The sequence below is a fragment of the Sorangium sp. So ce145 genome (assembly GCF_051525985.1).
Taxonomy (GTDB): Bacteria; Myxococcota_A; Polyangia; order Polyangiales; family Polyangiaceae; genus Sorangium; species Sorangium cellulosum_B.
Genome location: NZ_CP150315.1, coordinates 7,426,696 through 7,445,071, shown reverse-complemented (window position 1 = coordinate 7,445,071; position 18,376 = coordinate 7,426,696). Strand labels below are relative to the sequence as shown.

Annotated in this window: 13 protein-coding genes; 10 read left to right on the top strand and 3 right to left on the bottom strand. The window is 69.4% G+C overall.

Features of this window, described 5'->3' with window-relative positions:
* Window positions 1-1,162 precede the first annotated feature (1,162 nt).
* Both WMF34_RS27335 and WMF34_RS27330 read left to right on the top strand, forming a co-directional pair.
* Window positions 1,163-2,188, top strand: coding sequence for an AAA family ATPase (locus tag WMF34_RS27335; protein WP_437989621.1), 1,026 nt, complete (start codon window positions 1,163-1,165; stop codon window positions 2,186-2,188).
* A 104-nt stretch (window positions 2,189-2,292) separates the two neighbouring features.
* Complete coding sequence (locus WMF34_RS27330) at window positions 2,293-3,144, top strand: hypothetical protein (RefSeq protein ID WP_157906934.1); 852 nt, start codon at window positions 2,293-2,295, stop codon at window positions 3,142-3,144.
* 70 nt (window positions 3,145-3,214) lie between these two features.
* Here WMF34_RS27330 and WMF34_RS27325 read toward each other — a convergent pair whose 3' ends face one another.
* Window positions 3,215-3,898 carry an HAD family hydrolase gene (locus WMF34_RS27325; RefSeq protein ID WP_437989620.1) on the bottom strand — a complete coding sequence of 228 codons (684 nt, stop codon included), beginning with the start codon at window positions 3,896-3,898 and terminating at the stop codon, window positions 3,215-3,217.
* A 935-nt stretch (window positions 3,899-4,833) separates the two neighbouring features.
* On the opposite strand from WMF34_RS27325, the gene WMF34_RS27320 reads away from it, so the two are divergent.
* From WMF34_RS27320 to WMF34_RS27295, 6 genes are all read left to right on the top strand, one after another.
* Window positions 4,834-5,874 (top strand): hypothetical protein, encoded by a 1,041-nt coding sequence (locus WMF34_RS27320; protein ID WP_437989619.1) that lies wholly within the window; start codon window positions 4,834-4,836, stop codon window positions 5,872-5,874.
* Between the two features lie 489 nt (window positions 5,875-6,363).
* Window positions 6,364-7,113 carry a hypothetical protein gene (locus WMF34_RS27315; RefSeq protein WP_437989618.1) on the top strand — a complete coding sequence of 250 codons (750 nt, stop codon included), beginning with the start codon at window positions 6,364-6,366 and terminating at the stop codon, window positions 7,111-7,113.
* A gap of 170 nt (window positions 7,114-7,283) precedes the next feature.
* Window positions 7,284-7,991, top strand: a complete 708-nt coding sequence (locus WMF34_RS27310) for a hypothetical protein (RefSeq protein ID WP_437989617.1) — start codon at window positions 7,284-7,286, stop codon at window positions 7,989-7,991.
* Window positions 7,992-8,047: 56 nt separating this feature from the next.
* A complete protein-coding gene (locus WMF34_RS27305; protein ID WP_437989616.1) occupies window positions 8,048-8,842 on the top strand; it encodes a hypothetical protein in 795 nt (264 codons plus the stop codon).
* Window positions 8,843-8,925: 83 nt separating this feature from the next.
* Window positions 8,926-9,720: a hypothetical protein gene (locus WMF34_RS27300; RefSeq protein ID WP_437989615.1), complete on the top strand. Its 795-nt coding sequence runs from the start codon at window positions 8,926-8,928 to the stop codon at window positions 9,718-9,720.
* A 248-nt stretch (window positions 9,721-9,968) separates the two neighbouring features.
* Window positions 9,969-10,766 carry a helix-turn-helix transcriptional regulator gene (locus WMF34_RS27295; RefSeq protein WP_012237918.1) on the top strand — a complete coding sequence of 266 codons (798 nt, stop codon included), beginning with the start codon at window positions 9,969-9,971 and terminating at the stop codon, window positions 10,764-10,766.
* Here WMF34_RS27295 and WMF34_RS27290 read toward each other — a convergent pair.
* Complete coding sequence (locus WMF34_RS27290) at window positions 10,732-11,493, bottom strand: methyltransferase domain-containing protein (protein ID WP_437989614.1); 762 nt, start codon at window positions 11,491-11,493, stop codon at window positions 10,732-10,734. The genes WMF34_RS27295 and WMF34_RS27290 overlap by 35 nt on opposite strands.
* A gap of 355 nt (window positions 11,494-11,848) precedes the next feature.
* On the opposite strand from WMF34_RS27290, the gene WMF34_RS27285 reads away from it, so the two are divergent.
* Together WMF34_RS27285 and WMF34_RS27280 are read left to right on the top strand one after the other, a co-directional pair.
* Window positions 11,849-13,165, top strand: coding sequence for an efflux RND transporter periplasmic adaptor subunit (locus WMF34_RS27285; RefSeq protein ID WP_437989613.1), 1,317 nt, complete (start codon window positions 11,849-11,851; stop codon window positions 13,163-13,165).
* On the top strand, window positions 13,162-16,344 hold the full coding sequence (locus WMF34_RS27280) for an efflux RND transporter permease subunit (RefSeq protein WP_012237915.1): 3,183 nt from the start codon (window positions 13,162-13,164) through the stop codon (window positions 16,342-16,344). The genes WMF34_RS27285 and WMF34_RS27280 overlap by 4 nt, the downstream gene beginning before the upstream one ends.
* Here WMF34_RS27280 and WMF34_RS27275 read toward each other — a convergent pair.
* On the bottom strand, window positions 16,321-17,682 hold the full coding sequence (locus WMF34_RS27275; protein ID WP_437989612.1) for a Vgb family protein: 1,362 nt from the start codon (window positions 17,680-17,682) through the stop codon (window positions 16,321-16,323). The genes WMF34_RS27280 and WMF34_RS27275 overlap by 24 nt on opposite strands.
* Between the last annotated feature and the right edge of the window lie 694 nt (window positions 17,683-18,376).

Below are 18,376 nucleotides of genomic sequence, written 5' to 3'. Positions count from 1 at the left end.
GGGAGATCGTGTTTGACGCCGGGCACCCCGTCTCTCATCTCACCATGGCCTGCGCCACGAGCCTCCGCGTGGCAACAGCAGCATCCAGCAGCTCAATCCGTGGCGGATCCCCCGGAGAAGCATCCTCCGCATGGGCCGGCGCCGTTTCGCCCTCTTCATCTGCGCGCTCCTCGCCGCCGCCGCCGGCCTTGGAAGGCACGTGGTCCGCGGCCGGGCCGCCACTCGGATCTTCGCATCGCCGACAGGATCTCGGCCCTCGGCTATCCGGTGACCGCGACGGCACAGGCGCGCAACGGCGCCGCGTACGACGGCCGGCCCGCGTGCTGCGGCAGCAAATCCTGCATTCCATCGCGACCGCGTTCGGGCGCTGATCCCGGGCGCCGCGATTCGGGCTCGACCTTGGAGCCCTGATCAGGAACATCGGCGATGCGGTCGAGCACATGGGTGGTGTGCCACGGCCGGCGTAACCGGCCACCGGCACCACCTGATGATGGGCTCGGTCGAGCCCGACGAGCCGGAGGCGCAGGAGCTCGCGGACAAGCTGCTCGCGCCGCTCGCGAGCTGGCGCGCGGGCCGAGCGGTCGGGGAGCCGCCCGGAAGAACGGCAAACCCGAGGGCGAGCCCGCGGCGCCTGTCCCCCTGCCTCCGTGTGCCACGGAGCGGACAGCGCCCGTGACTTGTGCCAGGCCGCCGTGGCCTGTGCCAGGTGACGGGCGCCGGCACTGGCTCAAACGCAAAGCATTGCGACACACCGGGGTCCGGACCCCTAGAGATCGCTCTGCAGAGCGTCTTCGGGAGCAAAAATGTGCCAAAATTCGCGTCTCGCATTGCATTTTTGTGCCAAGAGCCCTGCGAACGCCCTCGTTGTTGTGCCAGAAGGGGGGACCGGACCCCTCCAGACCGCAGAACAGAGCGTCCGCCGCCGCTCGGGGACGCCTCTCGTCGGGTCGCGGCGCACGACCTCTGCGGGATCCGATCGCCCGCGATGGATGTGCTCGACCGCGAGCGTCGGCCGGGGCGTGACCCACGGCGGCTCTCCGGTTCGCGCTCGGCGGGGTCCAGGTCTGGCGCGGCGCGGACGTCGGCGCGATCCTGGAGCCCGCCCCGTCCTTCGAACGCCCCGTGGCCTGTGCTAGCGTCCCGCGCCCGCGAAGGAGGCCCCTTGCACGCACCGAAGATTCTCCGGATCCGGATCGAGAAATTCCGGCGCATCCAGGAAGCGCTGGAGGTGGAGCTGACCACGCCGCGTGGCGATTCAGTGCAGCAGGCCGTCTTCGCCGGGCCCAACGGCTGCGGGAAAACCAGCGTGATCGAGGCGGTGCTCCTCGGCCTGGGGATGGGCCCGCTCATCGTGCGTGACCTCGAGCGCTCCCGCAGGGAAGAGCACTGGCGTGTCCTCGTCCCCGAAGGTGCCATCATCGAAGTAGACGTCGCCATCGACGGTGCGAATCCGACCACCTGGATCCGCACGGCGGACAAGCACGTCCACCGTCTTCCTGACGGCACGGAGGAGCCGATTCCTCCTCAGTGGTTGCAGTCTCTGGCCGTCGAGTACTTCTCTTCATGGCGCGCGCCGGAGCTGGTAGGCCCGATCAAGCCGCTCGTCGGGCGCGGCGGGCGTCCCATCGACAACGAGACCAACCGCCTGTGGCGGCTCAAGCAACGGATCAATGACGAGCGCGCGCGAGGGGGGTACAAGGGGACCCTGCCGGGGTTCGGAAGGGCGGATGCTTGGCTCAACCGGCTCAACGATGCGTGGAGTCGTTTCCACGGGGACGACGGCACCCGCATCGACGCCCAGATCGTCGATCCGGACGATGAAGAGCTGCTCGCCGATCTCTTCGTGGTGACCGACGACGGGAGAAGGATCTGCTCCATCGACCAGATCAGCTCGGGCGAGATCGAGCTCCTCTCCTTTGCGGGCTGGATCATCCTCAACGACTGGAAGGGCGGCCTGCTCGTCATCGATGAGCCGGAGCTGCACCTGCATCCGCAGTGGCAGGCGACGATCCTCCCGGCCCTCCACGCGCTCGCCCCGGACGTGCAGATCCTCGTTGCCTCGCACGCCGATGCGGTTTGGGATCAGACGGCCAGCTACGCGCGCTTCCTCCTCGTGCCGGATACGGATCCCCGCTCGCGCGCATGGCGCGAAGCGCAGCCCCTTCCGTGCACGCAAGAGGCGTCATGAAGCCGTCGTCGGACGTGACGGGCCTGTACCGAAATTTCCCGGCCTATCTCTGGGTCGAGGACGAGGAGACGCGCACGTACCTCCAGACGGCGTGGGAAGGCGAGTTGCACATCAAGGTCCTCGTCGCCGGTGGTCACGGGCACCTCCACGCCGTCGTGAATGCCGCACGAAATGACTACAATACGCACGTCTTTGGCTTTCGCGATCGAGACTTCGGCGGTTCCAATCGGGCTCGGTGGAACGAGGACGCGGTGGTGGTCCTGACGGCGGATGTCGTCGAGATCGAGAACCTCCTCCTCGACCCGGATGCCATCGCTGCTTGCCAGGTCAACACGTCGGGCCTCAACGCAGCGCAGGTCGAGCAGGAGCTCACGATGCTCGCGACGCCGCTCACCTGGTGGATGAGCTGCCGCCGTACGATCACCGAGATCCGCGATGCGGTGGTCGACGATTTTCTCGAACATCCGCGGAGAGATCGCGTCAAATCGCAAGGGGACGCTGAGGCTGCTATCACCGGTAGCCTCTGGTGGGCGCGGGTCCTGCCCACGCTCCAGCCGGACTGGGGCAACGTGGCCACGATCGCGAGGAAGCTCACGGATCACGAGGCCAGCTACCGCGCGATGCTGAGCACCGGCGCCTGGAGGCAGGAGTTCTCCGGGAAGGAGATCCTCCGCGACCTCACGACCAGGATCTGGACCAGAAAGCGTCCGAAAGACCCCGAATGTCGGATCACGTTCGTCCAGGAGATCGCCAGAGCTCAGCTCGATCTGAATCGGGTACCGCAGGAGATCCGCGAGCTGCGAACCGCAATCCGGCGTCGCATCGGTCACCGAGCACAGGTTCTCGTTCGGCGGACCTACGCGGGTTTGACCTCCACGCACCCGCCGCCCCACGTGTCAGAGAGCTCGCCGCGCCATCTGATCCTCTTCCGGAGGATCCGTCGACCATTGGCGTGATCTCGCGGAGACACCCTGTCGTATCGGCGCCGCAGCGGCCAGGCGGCCGCTCGTCGAGAGATCTCGGATCTCAACCGAGCAGCGCCTCGAGCGCGCCCCTCGCCCGGAGGTCGGTGAAGCTGTGGGTCGGGGCGCATGCGGCGAGCTCTGCGAGGGCGTAGGTGCCGGTGGCCACGGCGATCGACTCGGCGCCGATCGCCCGGGCCGCCGCGATGTCCTTCGGGGTGTCGCCGATGACGACGACGCGGCACGCCTCGAGCGGCGCCTCGAGCATCGCCGCCCCGCGCGCCGCGCCGATGCGCAGGAGCTCGTCGCGGCGCTCGTGATCGCAGCCGAAGCCGCCGAACGCGAACCGCTCGTAGATGCCGACCCGGGTGAGCTTCGCCTGCGCCCCGGCGCGGACGTTCCCCGTGCCGAGGCCGATGGCGCACTTCGCGCGCCGGGCGGCGGCGTCGAGCGCCTCGATGACGCCGGCGTGGACCCGGGTGTCGCCGGCGAGCGACATCTCCTGCGCGAGGATCTCGACGTAGATCGCGAGGAGCGCGTCGATGGCGTCCTCCGTGGCCTCGCGCCCGACCGTCTCGAGCCCTGTCCGGATGATGGCCCGGTCGGTCATGCCCGCAAACGAGAACGCCTCGCACGCGTCGCGCCTGTCGGCGTACCGGGCGAACGCGCGCTCCATGGCGCGCCGGCCTGCGCCGCCGGTGGAGAGAAGGGTGCCGTCGATGTCCCAGAGGAGCACGGTGGGGCGCATGTCCCCATGGTATAGACCGGCGCCGGCTCAGGGCGAGCGCGGAAGGGCGGCGGGCGCGACGGCCTCGTTGCGGCCTCGACAGGCGGCTGGGCCGGGGACCGGGCGTCCAGCCAGCGGCGCGCCGGTCCGCCCGATCGCGGCGCGGCTGTAACGTCGGCGCGTGGCTTCCGGCGGCTGGTTGAGGGGCCGCTGCGTCGGCCGCCCTGCGCCAGCTTATCCAGGCTGGGAATTTCTGGAGCGTCGGCTCACGCCGTCGGCTCACCCAGGTTGAGGCGGAGGCGCCAGCTCACCCAGGTTGAGGCGCCAGCTCACCCAGGTTGAGGCGCCAGCTCACCCAGGTTGAGGCGGAGGCGCCAGCTCACCCAGGTTGAGGAGCGGCGGCGGAGGCGCCAGCTCCGCCAGCTCACCCAGGTTGAGGCGCCAGCTCACCCAGGTTGAGGAGCGGCGTCGCGTCGGCTGACCCAGGTTGAGGATTTTTGGAGCCTTAGCTCATCGAGCGCGAGAAATTTATCTCGATCGATGCAATGCAACGCAACGTGCTCGTGCTGGTGTCCAGCCTACATATTGAGTGGTTCGAACGCAGCTGTTCGGTGATCTCGGGCGTCAGCTGGCCCAGGTTGAGAACAGGGTCAAAATTTTGGAGCAAAATCTCACCTGGTGTGAGAATTTTTGTTCGATAAACGCAATGCGTGTTGCTGATCCTGGCGCGTTCTTGTCGTGTCGTTCGTCCTCACATCTTCTGTTGGTGTCGAGCGTTTCGAGCGCACCCGCGCGGTGATCTCTGGTAGGAGAGGCGCTGGAAATCGAGAGAGCGCGTTGCTCGAGCTCTCGTGCCAGGTCCTCGACCCTGAGCCCGAGGCGCGCCGTGCCTGCGGCGCCCTCGCGAGCTCCGCTGGGCGCCCTCGCCGCGCGGAGGCCTCCCGGAAGACAAGACCATGCGACGCCCGCTTTTCAGCCCGATCACCGCGGTCCTGCTGCTGCTCACCTGCCCAGGGCCGGCGGCGGCAGCGCCGCTCCCGCGGCGGCCGCCGCCTACCGGGCCGGAGCGGGAGATGCTCGACGAGGCGAAGCGGCTCCTGGACGAGGGGAGGCTCGCGGACGCGCGCGACATCCACCTGACGCTGTGGGGGCTCACGAAGAGCGCCTCCGACGCGTTCCGGGTGGGGATGCTGTCGTTCAGGCTGCACGACTTCGAGAGGGCGGCGGAGTTTCTCTCGATCTATTTCGACATGGTCGGCACCCCCGACGCCCCGAAGATCTGGGTGCCGCCGGGCTTCAAGGAGAGCTACGAGCTGGCGCGGGCCGACTTCGCGGAAGCACGGCGGCATGTCGGCGCGCTCGACGTGCGCGTGAGCGAGCCCGGCGCTGCCGTGCTCGTGGACGGGCGGCAGGTCGGTGTGTCCCCGCTCCCGCGACCCGTGTACGTCGCTCCTGGCCAGCACCGCGTGAGCGGACAGCTCGCCGGGGCGCAGCGTGAGCACGTGGCCGCGGTCGAAGCGGGCGGCGAGAGGACCGTCTGGCTGATGTTCCCGCGCGCCCGAGCCGAAGCGCCCGTGCGTCCTCCGGTGAGCAAGGTGCGCTCGCGGCCCGTCGCGGCGTCGCTTCCTACCACGCGCAACCCCGCCCTCCGGTGGTGGACCGTGGGCGCGCTCGCGACCACGTCGGCTGCCCTAGCCACCGTCGGGGCGCTCTCGGTCTTGGAGGCCAACGACGCGGCCGAGGAGCGAGACGCCGCCTTCGTCCGGGCGCGGTGGGAGGTCTTCCATTGCCGGCCGGGGCTCCCTGCCTGCGACGCGTATGCCGACGCCGACGGGCGCACGAAGACGTTCACGGCCCTGTCGGTGGGCGCCTTCGTCGGTGCGGGTCTTTCGGCCGCCGGCGCCGTGACCGCGGGGTTCCTGCTCGCGCCACAGGCAAAGGTCCGCGTGGGGGCCGTGGGGAGCGCCCCCGGTGTGGGACTCTCGTTCTCGTGGTAGCGCTCGGCCTTGGCAGAGGCGTGCTCCGGGGCGCGGAGCCGAGCTCAATGTTCTGAAAGGGTAGTTCATTTGGGCGGAGAATTGGGGGACCTAGATCGCAATGCGAACGACACGCGTCGTTCGACGACTGGCCCGGATCTCCGCGATCCCCTGGACGAGGATGCCTGATATATGGCTCGAAGATGGAAGCGCGGGCTGTGCGCATCCGGCACAGTGTTCCTGGGGGGCTTACTCTGGGCGGCCTGCAACGGTGACCCCTATGTCGATGTGGAACAGGAGCCTTTGTGCGACTCAACGGCAGACTGCCAGCCCAAGCTGAGCGGCGCGCAGTGCATCGAAGGTCGCTGCAGGTGCTCGGACCCGGAGGAGGAGAGCTGCTGCGAGCCCGGCGCCAGGGAGGTAGAGGGCGACTCCTGCAAGCGGGAATGTCGGCCCATCAGCGAGTGCAACGTCGTGCTGTGCTACACAACCGAGGATTGTCCGAAGCCCGTGGACCCGCGGTGCGGCGAGGCCGTGTGCGAAGCGGAGGTCTGCAGGCTGGCCTTACCAGATGAAATCCCGAACCAGCGGACCGGCGATTGCGTGACCCTGCGGTGTGACGAGGCAGGGCGGGTGGTCGCCGAGCTCAACGACAGCGACGCCTTCAACGACGGCAACGAGTGCACGATCGACACATGCGCGCAGGGGGTCAGCGTACACGAGCCGAGGGCAGCAGGAGAAGCTGAAGAGGGCTCCGGGTACTGCGATGGCGAAGGGCACCGGGTCGCATGCATTCACGACGAGGACTGCGGGACCCCCTCGTACGCCTGCTCGACATCGGGCACGTGCGTCCTCGAGTGGTGCGACAACGGCATCTTCGATGACGCCTCGGGCGAGACGGCGCGGGACTGCGGCGGCCTGTGCCAGCCGTGCAGGGCAGGACAACCGTGCGCGGTCGACAGCGACTGCATCGCGGGTGCGTGTGGCTCGGACAGGCTGTGCGAGGAGACGAGCTGCCGCGATGGAATTCAGAACGGCGCCGAGACCGACGTCGACTGCGGTGCGCCGTCGTGTCCCGCCTGCGCCGCCGGTCGCCGGTGCGACGCTCACGCGTCCTGCAAGAGCGGCGTGTGCACCGACGGCACGTGCCGTGCCCCGACGTGCGATGATGGAGTGAAGAACGGTGCCGAGCCAGGCATCGACTGCGGTGCGAGCTGCCCCATTGCGTGCCCACTGCACATCTCAGGCAGAGAGCCATGAAGAAAGGCAACATGATCACGAGCAAGCACCTTTTCGCCGCTGGCGCTATGCTCCCCATTGCCGCGCTTTGGATTGCATGCTCGGGTGAGGCTCCTGCGCCTCTGCCGGAGCGCTCCGAGTGCGTGACCGAGCACGACTGCCACAACCCGCCGGACCCCGCGTGTGGCACGGTGAAGTGCGTTGATGGCGAGTGCCAGCGGGAGCTGGGGGAGTACCGCGGCCAGTATCCCGGCGACTGCACGACGATCGCGTGCAACAGGGACGGGCAGAAGGTCGTCGTGCCCGCGCCGGACGACGTGCCGGAAGACGGTAACCCTTGTTCGGATGACCTCTGCGATATCACGCAACCGGTCACGGTGCCGACCCGGCGAGGTCCGGCCCCTGACGGCTCGGGGCTGTGCAATGGCCAGCTAAGCTTGGTCGAGTGCCTGTCGGATCCAGACTGCGGGGACCCTTCCGAGTACTGCGCCCCGATCGGCAAGTGCGTGCCTCTTGCTTGCGACAACGGCGAGCTCGATGCAGACAACGGCGAGTCCTATGTGGACTGCGGTGGCCTTTGCGAACCGTGTCTCCCGACGTTCCCGTGTAGCACGGGAGAGGACTGCAATACCGGGGTGTGCGGCTTCGATGACCGATGCAGCTACGCCACGTGCAGCGACGGCGTCCAGAACGCGCACGAGTCCGACGTCGATTGTGGAGCCAACTGCCGTTCCTGCGCAGCTGGAGAGAAGTGCATCGAAGCCGAGGATTGCCTGACGAAGGTGTGCTTCGGGGGCAGATGCCAGTCGGCGAGATGCGACGACGACCGCCAGAACGGTAGGGAAATAGGTAGAGACTGTGGTGGTGACTGCCCTCCTTGCCCGGAGGGGCTCCCCTGAGCGGAAGGGGCATCGTCGCCGTCTTCCTCAAAAAGCACGGGAGCGAGGCGAATATCATGAGCAATATGGCGAGGCCGGTCGTGATCGTGGTGCTGGGCCTTTCGGGAGTGGCGTGCGCGCCGGACGAGTACCGGCCGCTCGCGGAGAACGACGCCGTTCGCATCGACGTCTACGGGTTCGAGCCGCCCCTCGTCCGCGATGGCGTCACGTACCGGGGCGAGGTGGAGGGCTACGTCTGGAAGACGGACAATCCCAATGCGTTCGGTATCCGGAAGCACGACGATGGGGAATATCTCCCCGACAGGTTCGTCGTGAACAACGGCCTCGAGGAGACCACGCTCCGTTGCGTCCTCTACGAGGACAGCTATCCGGAGGACGACCTCATCGCGACCTTCTGTCGCGGTCAGTTCGTCCAGGCCGAGCCCGGTCGTGCGATACGCGCCACCTTCAACGAGTTCGACGGCTGGGAGGTCGTGATGCCCGAGCTCTCGAAGCTCACGTCTCCCGAGCAGGACAGCGAGTTCAGCCTCAGCGCCGGAGAGGATCTGGCACTCTCGTGGGAGCCGCTGGGCACGGACGACCGAATGGGGTGGTCTCTCGGACCCGCCAGCTTCGACGACCCAGGGCCGTGTGTGAATGACGTAGAGTGGTACCGTTCGGACGGGGCCATGGACGACACCGGGGCGTTCGTCGTTCCCAGGGATTCGTATCCCACGGGCCTTCCCCCCGACGGGTGTCAGGCTTTACTTCGATTCGACCGCGGTCGCCGCGGGACCATCGATCCCGGCGTCCAGAGGGGCTCGATCTTCGCGCGCCAGTCTTATGAGGTACGGATCACGCTGAAACCGTAGCTTCTTTTCAGCGAGAAGGCGCACAGGTTGTCCCCGTGCGGCGCAGCCGTCTCTCGCAATGACATAGGACCGTGGAGGAAATCATGCGCGACATCATATGGCTGGCTTTGATCACCGTCCTGGGCCTTTGCGGGGCAGCGTGTGGGCCGGACGAGTACCGGCCCCTTGCGGAGGACGAGGCGGTCGTCATCCGGGTCTACGGATACAACGTGCCGATCGTCCGCGATGGAGTCGAATACCTGGGCGAAGCGGAGGCCTACGTTACGAAGCTGGGCGCCAGCAGCGCGTTCGGCGTCCGAGACCCCGGCGACGGGGAGTACCTCCCCGACAGGTTCGTCGTGAGCAACGGCGCGGAGGAGGCGGAGCTCGCCTGCTTCTGGTGGCATGACAGCTATCCGGAGGACGACCTCATCGCCGCCAAGTGCCGCGGCTATCTCAAGCACGCCGAGCCGGGCCGCGCGATCCGCGCCCGGTTCAACGACCTCGACGGCTGGGAGATCGTGATGCCCGAGCTCTCCGAGCTCACGTCTCCCGAGCCGGAGAGCGTGTTCAGCCTCGGCTCCGGCGAGGATCTCGTGCTGGCGTGGGAGCCGCTGGGCAAGGACGATATGCTCAGGTGGTCCATCGGACCTGTCAGCTTCGATGAGCCGGGTCCCTGTCTGGACGACGTATCCTGGGTCGACTCGTCGGGGGAGGTGGACGACACCGGCTCGTTCACCGTTCCCGAAGGCTCGTACCCCACGGGGCTCCCCGCCGAAGGGTGTCAGGCCTTCGTGCGCTTGAGCCGCGGTCGGGACGGGACCATCGATCCTGCCGCCCCGGCGGGCGTGATGTTCGGTATGCAGGTCTACAAGATGCGGATGACGCTGGAGCCGTAGCTCCGTCCGGCAGGCGCGCGCGGGTCGGGCCCGCCAGATCTTTGCCGGCCTTTCGCTGGCGCGGCGCAGGGAAGAGCTCCTTACTATCCAGCCGCCTGCTCGGCGGAGAGCGCCGGCGCTCGCCTCCTGCTTCCGCCGATGTCATCATGGCGCTCGTGCCCCTGGCGCCGGCGATCCAGCGAGAAGACCTTGTGGGCGGAGGCCGAGCGATTTTTTGCTGCCGGCAGCCCTCACCGGTGCAGCCGGTCATGCGGGCGTCCGTGACCCACGCCTTCGCCGCGCTGGCGTTCTACACGAGCGGCGCTTCTCGGATCGATCAGCGCGGTCGATGGCACGTCGAGGCTGGAGACGTCCTCCTCGTGCCGGCCGGACAGCCGCACCGCTCGATCGAGAAGGCAGCCCCGGACTGGATCGGCGTTGGCTTCTGTGTCCCCTGCTTGGCCGCCGAGGAGGCGGGCAGCTTGCTCGAGCCGTTCGAGCGCGTGCGCTCCGGCGCGTCCCCCGTCGTTCGGGTGCCCGCGGATCGTCACGCGCACATCGACATGCTCCTCCGCGAGCTCATGCGCGCGACGGAATCGGGCGATGGCGGCGCTCCTGACGTCGTCCAGCGGAGCCTCCTTGTTCTCATCCTCAACGAGGTTCGGCAGGCCGCGCGCTCGCAACACCCTGCCTCGCCATCGCCGGGAGTCGTCGTCGATGCCCTTCGCTTCATCGAGCGAAACTGCCTTCGGCCGCTCTCGCTCAAGGACGTCGCGCGATCGGTCGGGCGGAGCCCGGCGTACGTGACGACGGCGCTCTCTCGGGCGACGGGCCGGAGCGCGGTCGAGTGGATCGTGGCTGGGAGAATGGCGGAGGCTCGCCGCATCCTCCTCCACTCCGACGAGAGGGTCGAGCTCGTCGCCGAGCGCGTCGGCTACGCGGACGCGACGCACTTCATCCGCATGTTCCGTAGAGAGCACGGGGCGACGCCGGCGGCGTGGCGCGCCGAAGCGCAGAGCAAGGGCGGCACGCTCACCCAGGAGACGGTGTCCGGCCGCACACGCTGAAGACGAGGTCGCCGACGAAGGTGGTATTGGCCTTCGTCCGTTCGGCGGCGAGCCGTTCTTCCAGGGTGTCCACGTCGATCTCGGCCTCCGACGCCACGCCTTGCTGGACGATCCGCGGGAGCATCGCGCGAACGATGAACGCGAGCGGATGCTCGATCCTCGGCGTCTGCACGATGGCCTCGGCCCTCACGAGCTGCACGGTCAGGCCCGCCTCTTCAAAGACGCTCGGCATCTGGAATCCCATGTGGAGGCTCGCGCCCTCACGCTCGACGGTCCGCCAGATCCACTGGTGCACCTGGCGGTGCAGATCCATGGGCACGAGGCTGCCCTGGCCCATCGTCGCGTCGTTCTCCTGAAGCAGGATCAGGCCGCCGGCGCGCACGGCTCCGGCCATGGCACGGACCGCGGCGACAGGATCCGGCTGGTACATGAGCACCCTCCGGCCGACGGCGGCATCGAAGCGCTCGGCGGCGGAGGAGAGCGCGCCGAGGTCCCGCTCTTCGAAGGCGACGCGGCGGAGTCCCAGCTCGGCGGCTCGCCGGCGAGCGACCGCGATCGGCGCCGGATCACGGTCTACCCCGAGCACGCAACCCCCTTCGCCGACGATGCGGGCGACCATGAGGCTCACGTCGCCTCGGCCGCACCCCACGTCGAGGACGCGCATGCCGGGAGCGATGCCGGCATCGCGCAGAAATCGTTCGGTCATGTCGTTGACCAGGTCTGTCATCGTCGACTCCGCCAGCTCGTGTCAGCTCGCCCGTCGTTGCTGGTTTCACGCCGGGCTCGTGGGTCAGCATCCCTGCTGTCTGCGGGACTGTACGCAGTGTCTGTCCTGTGCGGCAGTGCGTGTCTTTGTGCTGGATCGGCGTGGTTTGCGATCGGTGGGCGGCGGAAGTCCCGGGCGCCCGTCGCGACCGCCGCGGTGCGCGCCGCCGGTCAGATCGGGCCGCGCGTACCGTGCTTCCCGGCGCCCCGCCGCTGCGCGGGCCCCGCTCCGCGGCCTGTGGCCGGCGTGACGCTGCCCGGTCACCCCCGCCCGGCCCCGCGCACAGCGGCTCGAGTTGCGCTACTCCTCCACCTAGATGGTGCTCCAACCGATTCGCGTGGCCGCGCTCGCCCTGGTGGCGGCGCTTGTCTTCCTCGGATCTCCGGCGTGCAAGAAGGGCGGGGAGGCCTCGCCCGAGCAGGGGCGCAAGCCCGCGAAGCAGGGGCTCAGCTTCCCGGTCGAGGTCGTGCCCGTCGCGGCGGAGCGCGTCGAGTACGCCGTGCCGGCCGTCGGGGCGGTCGAGGCGTTCGAGCAGGTGCAGCTCACCGCGCGCGTCGCCGGCGTCGTCGAGGCGGTGCGGTTCATGGAGGGCGCCGAGGTCAAGGCAGGGCAGGTGCTCGTCGAGATCGACCCAGCCCGGTACAACCTCGCCGTCCGCGCGGCGCGCGCGACGCTCGATCGGATGACCGCCACCCAGGCCGAGGCCGCCGCGGGGCTCGAGCGGCGCGAGGCCGAGGGCGCCGACGGCGTCTTCAGCAAGGAAGACGTCGCGTCCTGGCGCTCGAGGGCGGCGACGACCGCCGCGCAGGTCGCCGAGGCGAAGGTCGCCGTCGACCAGGCGCTCCTGAACCTGCGCGACGCCTACGTGCGCGCCCCCATCCAGGGGAAGATCCAGACGCGCACCGTGCAGACCGGCCAGCACGTGCCCGTCGGCACCGTGCTCGCGACGCTCCTGCGCCGCGACCCGCTCCTGCTCCGCTTCCAGATCCCCGCCGCCGACGCCCCGCGGGTCAGGCCCGACATGGAGGCGCGCTTCACGGTGAAGGGCGACGCGCGGACCTACAGCGCCAGGCTGACGCACGTCGCCGACGCGGCGGATCCGGCGACGCGCATGGTCGCCGTGACCGGCGAGGTGCAGGGCGAGGGCAAGGAGCTGCTCCGCCCGGGGACCTTCGCCGAGGTGACCGTGCCCGTGGGCGCGAGCGGCGACGCCCCGGTCATCCCACTCACGTCCGTGCGACCGAGCGAGCGGGGGTTCCTCGCGTACGTGGTCGACGGCACCACCGCGCGCGAGCGCGTGCTCTCGCTGGGCCTGCGCACGCCCGACGGGCGCGTCGAGGTCAAGTCGGGCCTCTCCGTGGGAGAACTCCTCGTGGCGCGCGGCGCGGAGGCGCTGCGCGAGGGGGCGCAGGTCCGCATCGCGGCGCCCGGCAGCGTGCCGGGAGGCCAGGCCGCGGGGCGCCACCCCGAGGGAGGCGCAGACGCCAGCGCGTCCGCGGCCGGCGCGTCGCCGCCGGCCGCCTCGTCCGGCGCATCGCCGCCCGCCGCCTCGTCCGGCGCATCGCCGCCGGCCGCCTCGTCCGGCGCGTCGCCGCTGACCGCTCCCGCCAGCTCGTCACGGAGCGTGCCGTGAGCCTCACCGAAGCCTGCCTCAGGAAGCCGGTCTTCGCGTGGATGCTGATGGCCGCGACCATCGTCTTCGGTCTCGTCGCCGTGTCGCGCATCGGCATCAGCCAGTTCCCCGACGTCGACTTCCCCACCATCACCATCTCCGCCACGCTGGAGGGCGCCGCCCCCGAGATCATGGAGCACGACGTGGTCGAGCCGCTCGAGGAGGCGGCCGTCCAGGTCGAGGGGATCCGATCGATCACGTCGACGTCGCGCCAGGGGAGCGCCTCGGTCACCATCGAGCTCGACCTGTCGCGCGACGTCGACGTCGCGCTCCAGGACGTTCAGACGAAGATCTCCCAGGCGCAGCGGCGGCTGCCGCTCGACCTCGACCCGCCCGTCGTCTCCAAGACGAACCCGGAGGATCAGCCGATCATGTGGGTCGGTCTCTCCGGCCCCTTCTCTCCCCAGCTCGTCGCCGACATCGCGCGTTACCGGCTGAAGGAGAAGCTCCAGACGGTGCCCGGCGTCGGAGAGCTCACGCTCGGCGGCTACCTCGAGCGCAACGTCCGCATCTGGATCGACGCCGATCGACTCGCGGCGAGGGGGCTCACCGTCGCCGACGTCACCGAGGCGCTGCGCCGCCAGCACATCGAGCTCCCCGCCGGTCGCATCGAGACCGAAGGGCGGGAGCTCAACGTGCGGGTGATGGGGGAGGCGCTCGATCTCGCGACCTTCAAGCGGATCGTCCTCCGCCAGGGCGATCCCGGCGCGGCCGCCCAGCCGGGCGCGGCCGCCCAGGCGGCAGGGCCGCCGTCGTCGGCGCGCGCCACGGTGTACCTGGAGGACGTCGCGCTGGTCGAGGACGGCTTCGAGGACGTCCGCCGCCTCGCCCGGGTGAACGGGGAGCCGGCCCAGGGCCTCGGCGTGAGGAAGCAGCGCGGCTCGAACGCGGTCGAGGTCGCCCGGGGGGTCCGGGCCGCGCTTGCCGAGGTCCAGAAGTCCCTGCCCGAGGGGATGGAGGTCGGCGTGAACTTCGACTCGACGAAGTTCATCGAGGAGTCGGTCCACGAGATCGAGCTCGAGCTCGGCATGGCCATCGCGCTCACGGCCCTCGTCTGCTGGATGTTCCTCGGCTCGCTCTCGAGCACGCTCAACGTCGTCCTGGCCATCCCGATGTCGCTGCTCGGCACGGTCGCCGCGATCTACTTCCTCGGCTTCACGCTGAACACCTTCACGCTGCTCGGGCTCTCGCTCGCCGTCGGCATCGTCGTCGACGACGCGATCATGGTGCTCGAGAACATCCACCGGCACGCCGAAGGGGGGAAGGACCGCGTCCGCGCCGCCCGCGAGGGCACGGCCGAGATCACCTTCGCGGCGCTCGCCGCGACGCTCGCCGTCGTCGCGATCTTCCTTCCGATCATCTTCATGGAGGGGGTGGTCGGCCGGTTCTTCCTCCAGTTCGGCGTGACCCTCTGCATCGCCGTGCTCCTCTCGTACCTCGAGGCGATCACCCTCGCGCCCGCCCGCTGCGCGCAGATCCTCGACGTCTCGCGCGAGGGCCGGGGCCGCCTCGGGCGGCTCGTCGATCGCGGCTTCGAGGCGCTCTCCCGCGGCTATGGCTGGCTGCTCGCCCGGGCGCTCCGGTTCCCGGTCGCGGTCGTCCTGCTCGGCGCGATCCTCTTCGCCGGCGCGATCGTCGCCATGCAGCGCCTCCCGACGGAGTTCGTCCCGTCGCAGGACCAGGGGCGGCTCCTTGTCCGCCTGCAGACGGCGGTCGGCTCGGACATCGAGGAGACCGACCGGCTCTTCCGCCGCGCCGAGGCGGCCGTGGGTGCGAACCCGGCGGTGGAGCGGGTCTTCGCCGTCGTCGGCGGCTTCGGCGGAGGGGGCGGCGTCAACACGGGCATGCTGTTCGTCACGATGAAGCCGGCGGACGAGCGGGCGCTTTCGCAGGCCGACCTCCAGAGCGCGCTCCGCAAGGAGCTGAATGGCTACCCCGGCCTGCGCGCCGTGGTCCAGGACCTCTCGCAGTCGGGCTTCACGGCCCAGCGCGGGTTCCCTGTCGAGTTCTCGATCCGCGGCCCCGACTGGGACGAGCTCACGAAGCACAGCGAGCGCATCCGGGCCGAGCTCGCGCAGAGCGGCCTCGTCGTGGATCTCGACTCCGACTACCAGCTCGGCATGCCCGAGCTCCGCATCGTGCCCGACCGGGCGCGGGCCGCGGATCTCGGCGTGAGCGTCGAGGCCATCGCGACGACGCTGAACACGCTGATCGGCGGCGGGCGCGTCGCCAAGTACAACGACAGCGGGCGCCGCATCGACGTCCGCGCGCGCCTGCTCGCGGAGCAGCGGAGCCGGCCCGAGGATCTCGCGCGCATCCAGGTGAGGAGCGCGTCGGGCGCGCTGGTCCCGCTGACGTCGGTCGTCACCTACGACGAGCGCCCTGCGCTCCAGGCGATCACGCGGCGCGACCGCGAGCGCGCGATCTCGGTGTTCGGCAACGTCGCGCCGGGGCGCTCGCAGGGCGAGGCGGTGGCCCGCGTCGAGGAGCTCGGCCGGGACCTGCCGGCCGGCTACCGCCTGGTGCTGGGCGGCGCGAGCGTGACGTTCCGCGAGTCGATGGGCGGGCTCCTCTTCGCGCTGGTGCTCGGGATCCTCGTCGCTTACATGGTGCTCGCGTCCCAGTTCAACTCGTTCCTGCACCCGGTCACGGTGCTGACGATCCTGCCGCTGTCGATCGCGGGCGCCGCCTTCGCGCTGCTGCTGACGGGGCACACGCTCAACATCTTCAGCATGATCGGGATCCTCCTGCTCATGGGGATCGTGAAGAAGAACTCGATCATCCTCGTGGATCACGCGATCGAGGTGAGGCGCGGGCACGGCGAGGGGGCAGGGGAGGTGATGGACGCCCGCGAGGCGATGCTCCGCGCCGGCCCGGTGCGGCTGCGCCCCATCCTGATGACCTCGATCGCGACGCTGATGGCCGCTGTCCCGTCGGCGCTGGCGCTCGGCCCCGGCGCCGAGATCCGGGCTCCGATGGCCGCCGCGGTGATCGGCGGCCTCGTCGTCTCGACGGCGCTCAGCCTCCTCGTCGTGCCGGCTTTCTACGTGGTCGCGGACGACCTGCGGGCGCGCCTTGCGCGGCTCCGGCGGTCTGGCGCCACGGCCGCCACGGGCTCACTTGGGGCCCTGGATCGGTGACCAGTCGGGGGGCGGGTTGAAGGCGAGGTCGATGAGCGATCCGAACGCCTCGCTCGTCAGGACGGTGGCTCCCGCTTCCACGTCGCCGCCCGCGGCGAGCTCGGCCTTGGCGATCGCCGCCGCCGAACCGACCTTGGAGGGCAACCACAGGTTCCCCTGCTGATCGAAGGCGATGCTCTCCGGAAGCGCCAGGACCCCCACGCCGAGTTGAACCTCCGGGGTGAGCTCCGCGGATGCTCCGAGATCGCCGGGCTCGAACTTTGCGATGGTGTTCGAGCTCCAGTAACCCACCCAGAGCGCGCCCTGCTCGTCGAACGCGAGCCCTGTCGGCTGGCTCAGCGGCCCGATCACCGGCGCGGGGGTGAGCGCCTTCAGCACCACGTCGGCGGGATCCCCGCCGTCCGCGGCGAGCCGCTCGGCCGCGTACATCAGCACCGCGTCCTGCTCGGCGCTCGCCACCCACAGGTTGCCCGATCCGTCGAACGCGAGCGCTTGAACGTTCTCGATCTCGTCTCCGGTGATGGTCACGGAGGGCTCCACCGCGCCGGAGCCTTCGAGATCGGCCGCGTCGATCCTCAGCAAATGATCGCGGATCCCGACCCAGAGGTTGCCGGCGGCGTCGAACGCGAGACCGCCCGCGGCGCAGGGGATCACGCCCGCGCACGCCTCGGACACATCGAGCACGCGGTCAGGGGCGGCCTCGCTGCTCTCGCCCAGCGTGTCGACGAGCCGCACGGTGATCTGGCCCGCGTTGGCCGAGACCCACAGGTTGCCGGCCTCGTCGAACGCGATCGCGCCCTGGTTGATGATCTCCGCGCTCCCCTGGAACGCGACGCTCGGCGTGACCTCGCCCGACTCGAGCAGCGCCTCGCCGTCGAGCGCGCCGACCAGCTGGTCGCCGTTCTGCGCGGTGAACCAGAGCTGGTGGCTCCCGGGCGTGAGCTCGTAGTTGAAGGTGACCTCGGTGGTCGCGCCGTCGGCGACGCAGGCGCTCTGCTCCGGGTCTTCGGGCCGATAGACGAAGCCGACGCGTTCGCCGTCCGGGTAGTCGGCCACGCTGCTTGCGCGCAGCGTGTACTCACCCGCCGGCGTGTCGAGGGACGCGCTCGAGACCACGCGCTCGTCCGGCACTCCGGGCGAGGTCACGGCGACGTCTCCAGTGTCATTCGGGCTCACGATCTCGACGTCGAGCGTCCCGTCGCCTTCGGCTTCGCACGCCGCGCCACCACCTGCGCCGCCACCGCCATCACCGCCGGAACCCGCCTCCGACGGGTCGTCGTTGTCCCCACAGCCCACGGAAACCAACGCCGCGAGCAGAACCCAGGAAAGTCGTCTCATGGGTCAGGAGTGTAGGAACCCCGGGCAAGCACGGCAAAGAGCGCGTGGCCCCCGATCGCTCAATTTCGAAAAAAAAAGCGTGGATCCATCGCCACGGGAACTGCTAGCCGGTCGGCCGTGACACGCGTTTAACGGCGGTCGAGGGCGGCGGAGCGATCCTTGGCTGTCGAGAGATGGCTTCTGGGAGCGATGGGAGAGGGCAAGCCTCTCTTGAATGCACGCACTCGCCGACGCATCACCTCGCCGACGCTGGGCCGGAATGGTCCGACGTCGCTCAGTAGAGCCTTAGGTTTCGAAGCTCTCCGCTTCTATAACGTGCGAGCCGGTTCGGTACTGTCTCTCGAGGTTTTGTAACTCCAGAGAGCACGGCAGAGAACCCAACAGTCATTTGCCCCGCAGGCTGCTGGGGCAGGAGAGGAAAGTCGACCATCGACACCGCGAGGCGAAAGGAAGGATCGCGCCTCGGAGCCGCTTCGTTGAGCATGTCGTCTAGTGTAGTCACAATTCGCTCGACTTCAAGCACTGCCCACTCGGCGCGTTCCGCGGTCGGATACTCGCCGGCGTGGACCGCGCGATTGCGAAGCCCAGCCAGTTCCGATTCAAACTTTGGCGCTGCCCTGCCGGATACTACCCGGCAACGGCAAACGCGGCACCGAGCGCCTTGTTCGCATCGGACGTCGAAAATTTGAACTCC

What these genes read in the sequence shown, in the direction of transcription:
- WMF34_RS27325 (WP_437989620.1), bottom strand. Translation starts at nt 3,898, where the DNA reads ATGCGCCCCACCGTGCTCCTCTGGGACATCGACGGCACCCTTCTCTCC.
- WMF34_RS27320 (WP_437989619.1), top strand. Translation starts at nt 4,834, where the DNA reads ATGCGACGCCCGCTTTTCAGCCCGATCACCGCGGTCCTGCTGCTGCTC.
- WMF34_RS27305 (WP_437989616.1), top strand. Translation starts at nt 8,048, where the DNA reads ATGAGCAATATGGCGAGGCCGGTCGTGATCGTGGTGCTGGGCCTTTCG.
- WMF34_RS27300 (WP_437989615.1), top strand. Translation starts at nt 8,926, where the DNA reads ATGCGCGACATCATATGGCTGGCTTTGATCACCGTCCTGGGCCTTTGC.
- WMF34_RS27295 (WP_012237918.1), top strand. Translation starts at nt 9,969, where the DNA reads ATGCGGGCGTCCGTGACCCACGCCTTCGCCGCGCTGGCGTTCTACACG.
- WMF34_RS27290 (WP_437989614.1), bottom strand. Translation starts at nt 11,493, where the DNA reads ATGACAGACCTGGTCAACGACATGACCGAACGATTTCTGCGCGATGCC.
- WMF34_RS27285 (WP_437989613.1), top strand. Translation starts at nt 11,849, where the DNA reads ATGGTGCTCCAACCGATTCGCGTGGCCGCGCTCGCCCTGGTGGCGGCG.
- WMF34_RS27275 (WP_437989612.1), bottom strand. Translation starts at nt 17,682, where the DNA reads ATGAGACGACTTTCCTGGGTTCTGCTCGCGGCGTTGGTTTCCGTGGGC.